Source organism: Bacillus sp. FSL R7-0685 (assembly GCF_038002425.1).
GTDB classification, from domain to species: Bacteria; Bacillota; Bacilli; order Bacillales; family Bacillaceae; genus Bacillus; species Bacillus subtilis.
On the sequence record NZ_JBBOCN010000001.1, the window covers coordinates 855,034 to 869,498 of the forward strand.

Genomic DNA, 14,465 nt, shown 5'->3' on the forward strand with positions numbered 1-14,465 from the left:
TTCACCTCCCGAGTTTATGTCTTTCCTCTCTTGCTTTACGCTCCAGTTCTTCCATTCTGGCAATTTCAGCTTTTCGTTCTTCTATTTTGACAGCGGCAGCCTTCAGCTCTTGGCTTGTTTCAAGCAGCTCCTGTTCGAATTGATCGTAGGCGGCTTTCGTTTCCTCGAAATCCTGGTCAAACGAATCTCTTGATTTGCCCTGCCAAGCATCTCCCAATGCAGATAACCGGGATTCAAGCAGCATTTTGGAGCTTCTGACCTCTTCTGCGGCCGCACTGTACTTGTTTGCCAGCTCAATGACTTTATATGAGTCCAACTTTTGTCCCCTGCCTTTTCTAAATTCACGCACAATTGGATGTTTTATATAAATGATTATAAATAATTCGGCATGTATCCGAATCGTACAAAAGAACCTTTTCATAAGAATTGGAAGGGCGTATATTCACTTAAAATTCACAGTTGGTGAGACTTTAAGATTACAAAAAAGGTAAAAAAAAGAATCTGCAAGAGGGAGTCAACTTAATATTAGGAGTATCTACGTTTGGGAGACGAATGTTTTCGAGGTAACCGTATATAAAAAAGAGCCTAAAATAGGCTCTAAACAAATTGCGTATTGCTTACTAATCATTAAAAATAGATTTTATAATCTTATTTATTGCTAAATAAACAAAGAATATAAACAAGCCACTCATCACATACATAATTACCAGTAAAATCAATTTTTGTTTTAATGTCATGTCGGGGACTGCTGAGATCCCGAGTGTCATGCCAATCATAGGAAGCAAATAGAGAATTAAAAAGATTTTTTTCTTATATGTATTCCAAGTGTTTTTCATTGTCTATCTCCTTGTTCTTTTAAAAGCATCTTATTGGTAACTTTATAACCTGTATAGATTGTTACAGTAGTGATCAAATACAATAAAAAAAGTAAAACGATCCTTATACCGATTTGGATGCCAGGAAGCATAAAAGTAATTAATGTCATACAAATCATGAAAAACAGATAATATAGTAAAATGAATGGTTTTTTATACTTTTTCCAAAATCGTACTATTAAATAGTCCATTTTATTAGCCTTTAAAAGTTTCTTGAAAAGCTTTTTCTTCTTGTGTTTGATATCCCTCAAAAAGAACTTCTTCTATCATATCGTGATTGAAGAACAAATTATAATTTTCATTGATATTACCTTCTGGATAAGGAACTGAAACATAATCGTACTTTTTTTGTGAAGAAGTTTGAAGCTGATTTCTCCCATAAATCATTACAGTTTTTCGTACATTTAAAATTTTTACCACACTACCGATAGGCAGCAATGTATTAGACATTAATTTCTCACTCTTTCTATATTAATTTTTTTTCTTAAGCAGGTGTGGATGTTTTTTTAACCAGAATTTTTTTCTGAAAATATGTAAGCATAAAGGTATAAGAAAAGTGAATACTGAAATAATAAAAGTAATTAAATATATTACTTCCTGAGGGGTTTCACTATCAATTAACCAATATAGCATGAATAAACTAAAGATACCGAAAGGAACTGGAAAAATAGAACCTATTAATAGTGCTTCATTAATTTTTTTTGGTAAAAACCCATTTTTTTCACTCATTTATATACCTCCTAGTCATCTTTTTCTGCTCCAAATTTTATCCCTAAACCAATACCTTCTGCAGCATAAAGTTCATTTTCAAGACCTGTCTTCACTTCTACCCCGACGCTGCCAATAGATGCAGTTACCCCAAAATAGGGATCATATTCAATTCCAAACCACTCTTCAAGTGGTTCATAGCCGAACCAATTAAATGGATGTATGGTAAGCTCTGCATCAGCAATACTTGCTGATGCTCCTATACCAACCGAGTAATTTTCAATGCCAGCTTTTGTTTCACCATGACCAATTTTAACCTTAAATAAGGCTGGAGATTTTTTATGGTCAAAGTTTGCATTAATTATATTAGCTTCTGCTGCACCGCCAATCATCTCACCAGATAAAAAAGAGTCCGTAAAACTTTGTAAATATGGTAATGACACTTCTATATTACCTTCAGCCATTCTAAAGAATAATTCTTTAGATTCTAACTTTTCTTCCTTATATGCACTATTTGTATCTATGAGACTTGCGCCAGCTTTAAAATTTACTTTTTGATTGCTTATATCTATATTGGCATATCCATTACCGAAACCTTTATAAATAGCTCCGTTAATTTCTTTATTCTTAGCATACTTTAAATTGTTAATGGCATCAAAAGTGTTATATATTTTTTGAGTAATGCCTTCATCATCACTTTTATTTTTATTAATACCATGATCTGCTTCGCTCTTTGAACCGATGTTCTTAGTTCCTATCGAAGGATCATCTGAATTTGAAATACCGAAAAATTCGATAATTTCTTGCTCATCTTTAGCATTAATTTTATCTAACATTTTACACATCGGGGAGTCTTTATCTAGTTGTGCATTGTTAAAAGCGGTATAACTATTATTACTTTTCAGTGAATCGTTGCTAAATTCGGGTTTTAGTACTGAGCCACTTATATAATTATTAATTTCAATTCGAGGACCACCGTATTTTGCATCAAGTTGTTTTAAATAATCTTCCATTGTGGTGATATCTTGATCGATTGAATCTAGAGAACTAGTGTTTTCACGATCAAAGGTATATAGATGTTCCAATGTTTCGTCTATATTACTTTCAGCCTTTTTTATTTTTTCGACAAAATTTTCGTCATTCAAATCTTTGAGACTTACAATGTGTTTAACTTTTTCAATCTCCTCATTTGCTTTATCTGTTAGAGATGTTATTGATCTCTTAGTAGCTGTTAACCCATTATTCAAATCATTCTCTAAAAAACTTTGCGAAATAAAACCTGTGTTTGTTGGTTCAAATGAATATAATGCACTCTTTATTTTATTTAATACTTCTTTATAATCACTGATTACACAAGAATAAAAAAGAAGAAAGGGAGTGTGGCATTCACTAAAAAATGTTCGAATCGCAGTTCCGCCCTCTCCTTTAAGGGAATCATCTAATGATGCAATTCCTTGTGTACTTTTAATTACATCTGTTAATTTCTCAGCTTGTTTATCTAATTGTTTTATGGTCTTGTCTATAGAGATGAGAAATGAATGTACATCAAGAGTTTTCAAACAACGTTCCTTCCTTCTTTACATTATTTATTAGTTATTGATTTGGAAAGCACTTCATCTGTTTCTTGCATAGACCTAACTAATTGTTCTGTTTGTGAGATTTGTTTGTTTAAGGAAGAAGCATATTTCTCAGCCAGTTTATTTAATTTGTTATTCAGCGCATTCAGTTTCTTTGTGACATCAAGGTTATTGTGGTCTGTTAAATTAGTAGGAATAGATACTTTAATAACTTCAGTTGCATTTTTTAATTTTGTAATTGCTTTTTCAACTTCAGGTAAATCAAATTTTATTTCATTGCCCATACAAACTCTTCCTTATCAGTGTGAATTTTTATTTTTTTGTTTTTCTATTTCTTTTTCAATAGAAGTGATCTGATTTTTCAACCCATCTATATCATCAATTAATGTATTAATTTTGTCTTCAATTTTAGTTATAACCTCATCTAATTGTTTACCTTTTAAATCTTGATATTCTGAGTTTATCTCGTCTCGAATAAGTTCGAATTTATTTGCTAAACTTCCCTGCCATGTATCCGAGGACAGAGATGGCTCAGTTATTTTATTTTTTGACTCCAAAAATTCTTGCTGGATATTTGTCAAGTTAGTTTTGCAAGCTTTGAGATCTTCTAAATTCTCCTTTTTTAAACTTAGTTGTGTTTTTACAAAGGATAATCCCAACATTTCACCAAACAACTGTAAACACCTCATTGTCACATAATATGTAATTCTTTTGAACCGTTATTAAAAACAAAAGGGAGACTTTCCTAATGTTACATGATGGTATGTAATGGATAAATAGGAAATATAGATTATATAATGATTTCTTTGTTATGTTGGTTTTAAATTAATGGAGGTGTTAAGCATGAATAGGCCTATTAGATCAGTTGTTTTTACCTATTGTAAGGATTCCCTGCAAATGAGAAATTTCCCGCTCTATGGGAAAAAACACTAAAGTTGATCAAATGACCTAAGTGCGCCAAACGTGTTACGGGACGGGCTATCTCATGGTATAAATGGAATTGTAAACGTTATCAAGGAGGTCGTCATATGAAGAAAAAATCATTCTCAATCGTAATAGCGGGCGGAGGGAGCACTTTCACTCCAGGAATCGTACTCATGCTCTTGGACCATTTGGAGGAGTTTCCGATCAGAAAGCTGAAGCTGTATGATAATGATAAGGAGAGACAGGATCGAATTGCAGGCGCCTGTGACGTTTTTATCAGAGAAAAAGCGCCGGATATTGAATTTGCAGCGACGACTGACCCGGAAGAAGCTTTTACAGATGTCGATTTTGTTATGGCGCACATCAGAGTAGGGAAATACGCGATGCGTGCGCTTGATGAGCAAATTCCGTTAAAGTACGGAGTTGTCGGCCAGGAGACGTGCGGGCCGGGCGGGATCGCATACGGTATGCGTTCGATCGGCGGTGTGCTTGAAATATTAGATTACATGGAAAAATACTCGCCTGATGCGTGGATGCTCAATTATTCCAATCCGGCGGCAATTGTGGCTGAAGCTACGAGACGCCTTAGACCGAATTCTAAAATTCTCAATATCTGTGATATGCCGGTTGGGATCGAAGACCGGATGGCGCAAATTCTTGGCTTATCCTCAAGAAAAGAAATGAAGGTCCGCTATTACGGATTAAATCACTTCGGCTGGTGGACATCAATTCAGGATCAAGAGGGCAACGATTTAATGCCGAAGCTGAAGGAGCATGTATCTCAATACGGCTATATTCCGAAAACAGAGGCTGAAGCGGTGGAAGCGAGCTGGAATGACACATTCGCCAAAGCGCGTGACGTGCAGGCCGCAGATCCTGATACACTGCCGAATACGTATTTGCAATATTATTTGTTCCCGGATGATATGGTGAAAAAATCAAATCCGAATCATACGCGGGCAAATGAAGTGATGGAAGGGCGCGAAGCTTTTATTTTCAGCCAATGTGACATGATTACACGTGAGCAGTCCACAGAAAACAGCGAAATCAAAATCGATGACCACGCATCATATATCGTTGATCTTGCCCGGGCGATTGCCTACAACACAGGTGAAAGAATGCTGTTGATCGTTGAAAATAACGGCGCAATTGCGAACTTTGACCCGACTGCGATGGTCGAGGTTCCATGCATTGTCGGCTCAAATGGGCCTGAACCGATTACCGTCGGCACCATTCCGCAATTCCAAAAAGGGCTTATGGAGCAGCAGGTATCCGTTGAGAAGCTGACTGTTGAAGCATGGGCGGAGAAATCGTTCCAAAAGCTGTGGCAGGCGCTAATCCTGTCAAAAACAGTGCCGAACGCGCGTGTGGCAAGACTCATTCTCGAGGATTTAATGGAGGCCAACAAAGGCTTCTGGCCTGAGCTTGATCAAAGCCCGACCCGTATATCATAACTGAAATTCCCCCATTTTCGAATCTGTAATTGTATATAATAGAAAGAAAATGGGGGGATCTGATATGCAGCTCGAAGAACTGATCAATCAGCACTACAGCAAATTGAATGACAACGATTTTCATATTTTAAAATATATATTGAATCATAAGCACACATGCTATCACCTTGGAATCGACGCGCTGGCCAAAGCTTGCAGTGTATCGCGTTCCTCAATTTTACGGCTTGCCCAAAAGCTCGGTTTCAGCGGTTACAGTGAATTTCGCGTCTTTTTAAAGTGGGAAGATCAGCCGGAAGAAGGCGAGAGTATGAGTTTTCAAAAGCTGCTTGATGATATTGAAGCAAATTTGAAGTTCTTACGGACAAAGGACATGACGGACATGTGCCAGCTAATTGATGAAGCGGACCGCATTTTCGTCTACGGTTCTGGAAATGCGCAAAAGATATGCGCTCGCGACCTGCAAAGAATGTTTATTCCGCGCCATCGCTATCTTATTTTAATTGAAGATACAAATGAATTTAATTTGATGCGCGATGATTTTAAAGTAAACGATCTGTTTATCATCATTTCTCTTTCCGGAGAAACACCGGAGCTGATTCCTCAGGCAAGAATGCTTTCTGCAAAGGGTATTCCCTTTATTTCCATTACGAATTTAAAAAACAATGTCCTCGCCCAGCTGACTCCGCATAATCTTTATGCGACAAGCAAACCTGTGACATTAAGCGATAAAACGGAAATTGTCGCTTTTGCACCGTTTTTTCTCGTTGGCGAAGCATTGTTCCGCGCATATGTTGATTACAAAGAGGCAGAAAAAAATGACAATGAGTAGCAGGGGGTTCTGGTATGATGCAAAAAATTCAGCGCTTTGGAAGCGCGATGTTTGTGCCTGTTTTATTATTCGCGTTCGCCGGCATTATCGTCGGTATCAGCACGCTCTTTAAAAATAAAACCCTCATGGGACCGCTCGCCGATCCTGACGGTTTTTGGTATCAGTGCTGGTATATCATTGAGCAGGGCGGCTGGACTGTTTTTAACCAAATGCCGCTCTTATTCGCCATTGGCATCCCGGTTGCTTTGGCGAAGAAAGCTCAGGCACGCGCTTGTTTGGAAGCGCTTACTGTCTACCTGACATTCAACTATTTTGTCAGCGCGATATTGACGGTATGGGGAGGAGCATTTGGCGTCGACATGAATCAAGAGGTCGGCGGAACGAGCGGGTTAACGATGATTGCGGGCATAAAAACGCTCGATACCAACATCATCGGAGCCATCTTTATTTCTTCGATTGTCGTCTTTTTGCATAATCGCTATTTTGATAAAAAACTGCCCGATTTTCTCGGCATCTTTCAAGGCTCAACATATATCGTGATGATTTCCTTCTTTATTATGATCCCGATTGCCTTGGCTGTGTCTTATATTTGGCCGATGGTTCAATCGGGAATCGGCTCGCTTCAAAGCTTCCTGGTTGCTTCTGGGGCGGTGGGCGTTTGGATATACACATTTTTGGAACGGATTTTAATTCCGACCGGCCTTCATCACTTTATTTACACGCCGTTTATTTATGGCCCGGCTGTAGCGGAAGGCGGGATCGTCACGTATTGGGCACAGCATCTTGGCGAATATTCGCAAAGCGCCAAACCGCTGAAGGAGCTCTTTCCGCAAGGCGGATTCGCGCTTCACGGCAACTCGAAAATCTTCGGTATTCCGGGTATCGCCCTGGCTTTTTATGTGACAGCCAAAAAGGAAAAGAAAAAACTCGTCGCAGGGCTGCTGATTCCTGTCACACTGACAGCGATTGTCGCCGGTATTACAGAGCCGATTGAGTTTACGTTCTTATTCATTTCACCTTTCTTATTTGCGGTTCACGCCGTGCTTGCCGCCACAATGTCGACAGTTATGTATATGGCCGGCGTCGTCGGAAATATGGGAGGCGGACTGATTGAGGCGGTAACCTTGAACTGGATTCCGCTCTTTGGCAGCCACGGTATGACATATGTGTATCAAATTTTGATCGGGCTCTCGTTTACAGCAATTTATTTTTTCGTCTTCAGATTTTTAATCCTCAAATTCAATATCGCTACACCAGGACGGGAAAAGGATGAACAGCAGGAAACAAAGCTATATTCGAAAAAGGAATACAGAGAACGAAAAAACAAGGATGAAACGGCCTCCGCTGCTGAAACGGCTGATGACACCGCTTTTCTGTATATTGAAGCGCTGGGCGGAAAAGACAACATCACTGAAGTCACAAACTGCGCCACCCGCCTCAGAGTCAGTGTCAAGGATGAAACAAAGGTTGAACCCGACAGCGTATTCCGCGCGCTTGGCGCACACGGCGTTGTCAGGAACGGGAAGGCGTTTCAGGTAATTATCGGATTAAGCGTGCCGCAGATGCGGGAGCGTGTGGAAAAATTACTGAATGAATAGTCAAAATTATTTTATCTTGCGCTGTTTAAAGACAGCGCTTTTTTGTTTGTCATACGTTTGCCACTTATAAGTGCAAGGGATGTTATGTTTCTTAAAAACTGAAACCAATAGGGGGAGTGAAAATGGAAAATTATACAACGTTTTTAGGTCTTTACAAACCTGAAAGCACTGAAAGTATTGAAATTGATTCCAAGCTTGCCGAGAATTTCGAAACGATTGATAGTAAAATTGGGATTGCATTAAGTAATGGAATAACAACTTTTGAAAACTTAAATGAAAGACTCAAAATGTATGAGAACAGATTTGAGTACCTTGATGAACGAAACGTAATGGATTATGGAGCTAAAGGAGACGGGGTCACAGATGATACGCAAGCATTTCATGATGCGATGGCCGAAGGCGGTTATCTCATAAAAGTCCCTGCAGGCGTATTTAGGGTATCTGGCTTGCTCGTTCCTTCGAATACAATGCTGGTTGGAGCGGGTAAAAAAAGGACCATCATTAAGTTATTAGACGATACGCCAGTTGGTCACTCTGTACTCACCAATAGTGATCATACAAATGGTAATGAAAATATCTACATTGGACATTTGACACTGGACTGGAATAAAGATAAGCGTCCTGCTGGATGGAAGATCCCTAAGGGGCCCACTTCAAGCTGCTTGCTTTTTGCAAATGTGGATTACTCTTTTGTAGAGCATGTTTTTGCAAAAAATGCCGGCCTTCACGGGTTTGATGCTACAAGCCCTAATTATAACAGACACGGAGAAAATGATGATCCTACCTTTTATCAGCCTGGTGGCTGCAACTTTGTAACCTTCTCATATTGCGAAGCAACAGGCTCTGGCGATGATAATTTCACATGTCACTTTGGAAAGCATACGACTTTCAGTCATTGTCTTTCTTACCATCCGATGGGGTTAAATGATGGGTCTTCAAATACAAACTGTTTTGAAATCGATGATGGCTCTCAGGATGTAATGGTTGATAGCTGCATCGCAATTGGAGGAGTTCGAGGATTTGAAATTAAAGCTCATGATTATGCTCCGGCTGCAAAAAGAGTTCAACTTGTGAACTGCCGTGCCTATGAAAATGCAATTAGTTTTTGCATTCGGCATATAGGACACCACACAGCAAGTGATCCTCAATCAGCATCAGCTCATGACGTTCAGCTGGCTAACTGTATCGCATATAACCCTAAGCCGAGTGATCTGTACAAAGGGGCAGGGCCGAATGCATTGCAAATTTCAGGTTACGATGGCGTCAATGTGGTTAATTTTCATGCTATATGCGATGATTCCTCCATTAACTATAAGGGAAATTCAGTCGTAAGCGTGTATTATAAAGGGCGTCTAATCAATTTAAAGAATATAACGATTCGAGGATTTAAAACTGCTGATAACGATCTTTATATTGTAGGTGGCGACAATTCTGTCGGCAAGGTAATGATTGATGGTGTAACATTGATCGATTCAGCCGAAAAGGGTGTTGTTTTTGGGAGCGGTATGTACGAGTCTGTAGTTAGTAATGTATGGGGGCAAAGATCGCCTAAAAATAACAGTGGTACAGTTGGGATTTTTTCTGTTGACCCTGATCTTAATGTTTCTAATTGTGACTTTTCAGGCTATGAAACAGATTTTAAGATTGGCGGCGTCGTGACGCCGTACTTTTTGTTTAAACATAAAGGAAGCGGGATTATTGGCTCTCGTGATTCCCACGCTACTGGAAATAATAATTTTGTAGCTGGATCTGTTCGAAGCAGAGCAACTGGGGCTGCTCAATCTTCTGTGATAGCCTCATATAATACGATCAATCCGAACTCAGACTCTGTTGCTCTAGGATGGGCAAGTGGGAGCACACCATCCTCATCAAACAGAAAGATAGAATTTCATGCAAAAGATGGAACGATTAAGGCTTCAGGAAGCATAAAAAGTTCCCAAACGTTCTCGGATTACGCTGAATATTTTGAGAGCCTAAGCGGTGAAAAAATTCCGGCAGGAACCCTAGTTACTTTGGAGGGTGATAAAATTAGACCTGCAAAAAAAGGTGAATTTATGCTTGGAGTTATTTCTGAAACAGCTGGTGTGATACTTGGTGAGTCAAGCTTCCATTGGTCTGGAAGATACCTGAAGAATGATTTTGGCGGGTATATTTATGAAAAACAGAAAGGTGCCAATGGCCAAATCGTCATGGCGCCTATGGAAAACCCTGATTATAAGCCAGATAAGAACTATGCCTCTAGGGAAGAGAGGGATGAATGGAATGTTGTGGGCCTTGTAGGACAGGTTTATGTAAGGTGCGACAGCACAGTAGCAGCCGGAGACTTTATTCAAGCGCATAACAACGGAATTGCTACAAAAACGGTATCTCCTAAACAAAGGTGGCAGGTCATGAGAGTCATCAAAGAGTTCGACAAAAGTAAGGGATATGGAGTGGTTTTAGTTTTTATTCGGTAACATTAAAATGTACAGATTCTAAATAGAGTGCTTAACAATGCACTCTATTTAGAGTTTTAATTAGATTATAGAAATTTTTCACCGCATTTTTATGAGATTATATTCCTCGCAAAAAGGTCTTCGTTTTAAAATTTATCTTTTTCATTATTCCTACGGTTCCAGCAATCTTCCTAATTTATCTAAGTCTATCCAGCGCCTCAACTTTAGTAGAGTAAAATCTTTGATATTTTTTAATGAACGCAGATCAGCAGTGAATAGCTCTCGAATAAAAGATAAAGTGATTTTGGTTATCGATAAATTCAGTGCTTTTCTATGCTTTCATAACACTTCATGACAGTAAAATTCTTTCATCAAGCCTTATAAACAATTAAAATAAAAAGTACATATTGCTAAAAGGGGTTTGGAGGCTTTTACATGCAAAAGGCTTTGTCGTTTTTAAAACCATATTCATTGCTGGCGGGAATTGCGCTGATTCTTATGTTGACGGAGCTTGCAGTTGAACTGATGCAGCCTTTATTGATTGCAAAAATCATCGACGATGGGATATTGAAGCAAGATCTGCGGCATGTATGGATATGGGGCGCGGTCATGATCGGGCTGACCGTGTTATCCTTTGCGGCGGGGATGCTGAATTCCTTTTATGCCGCCCATGTCAGCCAAAGCTTTTCCTATGATACGAGAAAAGGGCTTTTTCAAAAAATCCAGTCCTTCTCCTATTCCACATTTGGACAGTTTTCGTCCTCTTCTTATATTACAAGGCTGACAAACGACGTCACACAGGTTCAAAATATGATTTTTATGAGTTTGCGGTTTATGCTGCGGGCTCCCTTAATGATTGCAGGCGGCATTGTGCTGTCGCTTGCCGTTAATGTGAAACTCGGCTTTTTTCTGCTTGTGACCATTCCGATCCTGATCTTGTTTTTGCTGTGGGTATTAAGGAAAGGCGGGGCACTGTTCCGCTCAGTGCAGAAAAGGCTGGATCAAGTGAACACCATCATGCAGGAAAATTTAATCGCAATCAAGCTGATCAAAGCGCTGCTTCGCGGCAGCCACGAAGTCAAACGATTTATCAAAGCCAACACAAGGCTGATGGAAAAAACGGTTTCGGCCTTTCAGCTTGTGGAATTCACGATGCCTGTACTGATGCTTTTGATGAATCTCTGCATCCTTTTGATTTTGTGGGCGGGGTCCTACAGTATTACGAGCGGAAGCACTCAGGTTGGCGATGTTGTTGCGATAATTAACTACGCAACACGAATTACAGGCGCGCTTTCGATGTTTCCGTTTTTGATTATGATTTTCACCCGGGCGAAGGCTTCAGGGGATAGAATCGGTGAGGTGCTTGAAACAGAAGGCGACGAGCGGGAGGAAGGCACCATATCTGATCGTTTGTCAGGACGGATTGAGTTTCAGCATGTATCCTTTCGCTATCCTGAAATGGACAGAGAAGCGCTCAGGAATGTCTCATTTTCCGCAAAGCCAAGAGAAACGATCGCGATTCTCGGTGCGACGGGCTCGGGCAAGTCCACGCTTTTTCAGCTCATTCCGCGGCTTTATCAGCCGGATTCAGGCCGCATTTACATAGATGAAAAGCCGGTTCAAGATATTCCGGCTGAAGGGCTGCGCAGGCAAATTGGATATGTACCGCAGGAAGTCCTCTTGTTTTCCGGCACAATCAAAGAAAACATCGCTTGGGGCAAAGAAAATGCTTCACTAGATGAAATAATGGATGCGGCAAAACATGCGCAAATTCATGAAACGATTTTGAAGCTCCCAAATGGATATGACACTGTTTTGGGGCAAAGAGGCGTCAACCTGTCCGGCGGCCAAAAGCAGCGGATTTCCATTGCGCGGGCGCTGATTCGAAAACCGGCTATCCTTCTATTAGATGACAGCACAAGCGCGCTTGATCTGCAAACGGAGGCGAAGCTGCTTGAAGCAATCAGCACATACCATTGCACAACTTTGATCATTACACAAAAAATAACCACGGCGATGAAAGCTGATCAGATTTTGCTACTTGAGGACGGCGAACTGATTGAAAAAGGCACTCACAGTGAGCTGCTTTCTGAATCTCAGTTATACAAGCGCATTTACGAGTCACAATTCGGAAGGGAGGGGAGCGAGTCATGCTAAAAGACATCCGCAAGCCTTTCCAATATCCCAAACTGCCAATTGACAAAAAAGAAGGCGCGAAAAAGCGGGCGAAAGCAAAGGATACAAAGGGCACACTGAGACGAATCTGGTCTTACTTGGCTGAAAGAAAAGGACTGCTCATACTTGTCATGCTAATGGTTGTCATCAGCGCCATATTCGGACTCCTTGGTCCCTTTGTGATCGGAAAGGCCATCGACCATTTTATCGTCGGGAAAACGGTCAGCGGCTTGATTCCTGTTTTGCTTCTTCTGCTCGCTATCTATATCATTCAGTCCCTGTCGCTTTGGTTTCAAAACTATTGGATGATTACGATCTCGCAGGGCACGGTTTTCAGAATGAGAAGCGAATTGTTCACCCATCTGCATGAGCTGCCGATTCCATTTTTTGATAAACAGCGGCACGGCGAGCTGATGAGCCGGGTGACGAATGACATCGAAAATGTCAGTTCTACCTTAAACACGTCAGTCATTCAAATTTTGTCAAGCGTGATCACCTTTGCCGGGACGATTGCGGTGATGCTGTACATGAGCCCGCTCCTTACATTGATTACGCTGACCATTATTCCGGTGATGGCAGCGAGCCTGAAATGGATCACCAACCGAACGGGAAAGCTGTTTAAAGAACAGCAGAAAAACCTTGGTGATCTGAATGGGTATATTGAGGAATCTGTTTCAGGCGCAAAGGTCATCAAAGCATATTCACGTGAGAAGCAGATTACTGCTGAATTCCTCGAAAAAAACGCTGCACTCAAGACGTCGGGCTTTTGGGCGCAGACGATTTCCGGGTTTATCCCGAAGGTCATGAACTCTTTGAATAACTTAAGCTTTACAATGATAGCGGCAATCGGCGGTTTGTTTGCGCTGAAAGGCTGGATCTCGATCGGCTCCATCGTCGTCTTTGCCGAGTATTCAAGACAATTTACACGCCCTTTAAACGATCTGGCCAACCAGTTTAATACGATGCTGTCCGCAATCGCCGGCGCTGAACGGGTGTTTGACGTGCTTGATGAAAAAGAAGAGCGCGAGGATGAAAAGAACGCCGTGCATCAGCCCATCCAAACAGGCAGCATTGAATTCCGGGATGTGTCCTTCGGTTACGATAAAGGGCAGCAGACACTGAAGCATTTACAGTTTACCGTGCCTGCAGGGCAGTCCATCGCGTTTGTCGGACCGACGGGGGCGGGGAAGACAACCGTCACTAATCTTCTCGCCCGTTTTTACGAGCCTAACGAAGGAAAAATTTTAATCGACGGTACAGATATTAAAACCCTTACTAGAGCAAGCCTGAGAAAAAACATGGGGTTTGTTCTTCAGGATTCTTTCTTATTTCAGGGAACGATCAGAGAAAACATTCGCTATGGCAGGCTCGATGCTTCTGATCAGGAAGTCGAAGCCGCTGCAAAAACAGCGAATGCCCATAGCTTTATTGAAAGGCTGCCAAAAGGGTATGACACCGTGCTGACGCAAAACGGTTCGGGCATCAGTCAAGGACAGAAGCAGTTGATTTCTATAGCGCGGGCGGTGCTTGCCGATCCGGTTCTTCTCATTTTGGATGAAGCGACAAGCAACATTGATACCGTAACAGAAGTCAACATTCAAGAAGCGCTCGCCCGTTTAATGGAAGGAAGAACAAGTGTCATCATTGCACACAGGCTGAACACCATTCAAAGAGCGGACCAGATTGTGGTGCTAAAAGACGGTGAAATGATTGAAAAAGGCAGCCATGACGAGCTGATTCGGCAAAAAGGATTTTACAGTGACTTATATGAAAGCCAATTTGAGAAATAGACCTTTGTCCTGCACAGAGGTCTTTTTTGTTACAGATTTATAGTACTTTTATTTCATTTTCGTAAAATGTAACGAAATTACTTGACGTAAACAAGTTATG

The 14,465-nt window shown here is 40.8% G+C and carries 13 protein-coding genes; 6 read left to right on the forward strand and 7 right to left on the reverse strand.

The window, feature by feature from the left end:
• Window position 1: 1 nt before the first annotated feature.
• From MKY50_RS04430 to MKY50_RS04460, 7 genes are all read right to left on the reverse strand, one after another.
• Complete coding sequence (locus tag MKY50_RS04430) at window positions 2–316, reverse strand: WXG100 family type VII secretion target (RefSeq protein ID WP_014476174.1); 315 nt, start codon at window positions 314–316, stop codon at window positions 2–4.
• Between the two features lie 304 nt (window positions 317–620).
• Window positions 621–836, reverse strand: a complete 216-nt coding sequence (locus MKY50_RS04435) for a hypothetical protein (RefSeq protein ID WP_032726633.1) — start codon at window positions 834–836, stop codon at window positions 621–623.
• A gap of 234 nt (window positions 837–1,070) precedes the next feature.
• The gene (locus MKY50_RS04440) at window positions 1,071–1,325 is read right to left on the reverse strand and encodes a DUF4176 domain-containing protein (protein WP_014476176.1); all 255 of its coding nucleotides are present in this window, start codon (window positions 1,323–1,325) and stop codon (window positions 1,071–1,073) included.
• A gap of 21 nt (window positions 1,326–1,346) precedes the next feature.
• Window positions 1,347–1,604, reverse strand: a complete 258-nt coding sequence (locus MKY50_RS04445) for a hypothetical protein (RefSeq protein ID WP_032726631.1) — start codon at window positions 1,602–1,604, stop codon at window positions 1,347–1,349.
• An 11-nt stretch (window positions 1,605–1,615) separates the two neighbouring features.
• Window positions 1,616–3,142, reverse strand: a complete 1,527-nt coding sequence (locus tag MKY50_RS04450) for a ribonuclease YeeF family protein (RefSeq protein ID WP_052476591.1) — start codon at window positions 3,140–3,142, stop codon at window positions 1,616–1,618.
• 23 nt (window positions 3,143–3,165) lie between these two features.
• Window positions 3,166–3,444, reverse strand: coding sequence for a DUF5344 family protein (locus MKY50_RS04455; RefSeq protein WP_014476178.1), 279 nt, complete (start codon window positions 3,442–3,444; stop codon window positions 3,166–3,168).
• A 15-nt stretch (window positions 3,445–3,459) separates the two neighbouring features.
• Window positions 3,460–3,834, reverse strand: coding sequence for a YwqH-like family protein (locus MKY50_RS04460; RefSeq protein WP_050809178.1), 375 nt, complete (start codon window positions 3,832–3,834; stop codon window positions 3,460–3,462).
• 354 nt (window positions 3,835–4,188) lie between these two features.
• Here MKY50_RS04460 and glvA point away from each other — a divergent pair, with 354 nt between their 5' ends.
• From glvA to MKY50_RS04490, 6 genes are all read left to right on the forward strand, one after another.
• Entirely contained in the window at window positions 4,189–5,538 is a 1,350-nt protein-coding gene (gene glvA, locus MKY50_RS04465) for a maltose-6'-phosphate glucosidase (protein WP_017696475.1), read from the forward strand.
• A 64-nt stretch (window positions 5,539–5,602) separates the two neighbouring features.
• Entirely contained in the window at window positions 5,603–6,367 is a 765-nt protein-coding gene (gene glvR, locus MKY50_RS04470) for a MurR/RpiR family transcriptional regulator GlvR (RefSeq protein WP_014479189.1), read from the forward strand.
• A gap of 14 nt (window positions 6,368–6,381) precedes the next feature.
• Complete coding sequence (gene malP / locus MKY50_RS04475) at window positions 6,382–7,965, forward strand: PTS maltose transporter subunit IIBC (protein WP_042978116.1); 1,584 nt, start codon at window positions 6,382–6,384, stop codon at window positions 7,963–7,965.
• A 122-nt stretch (window positions 7,966–8,087) separates the two neighbouring features.
• On the forward strand, window positions 8,088–10,421 hold the full coding sequence (locus tag MKY50_RS04480) for a peptidase G2 autoproteolytic cleavage domain-containing protein (RefSeq protein ID WP_341116224.1): 2,334 nt from the start codon (window positions 8,088–8,090) through the stop codon (window positions 10,419–10,421).
• 414 nt (window positions 10,422–10,835) lie between these two features.
• Entirely contained in the window at window positions 10,836–12,557 is a 1,722-nt protein-coding gene (locus MKY50_RS04485) for an ABC transporter ATP-binding protein (protein ID WP_029726857.1), read from the forward strand.
• Window positions 12,551–14,365 (forward strand): ABC transporter ATP-binding protein, encoded by a 1,815-nt coding sequence (locus MKY50_RS04490; protein ID WP_326227361.1) that lies wholly within the window; start codon window positions 12,551–12,553, stop codon window positions 14,363–14,365. The genes MKY50_RS04485 and MKY50_RS04490 overlap by 7 nt, the downstream gene beginning before the upstream one ends.
• Window positions 14,366–14,465 lie beyond the last annotated feature (100 nt).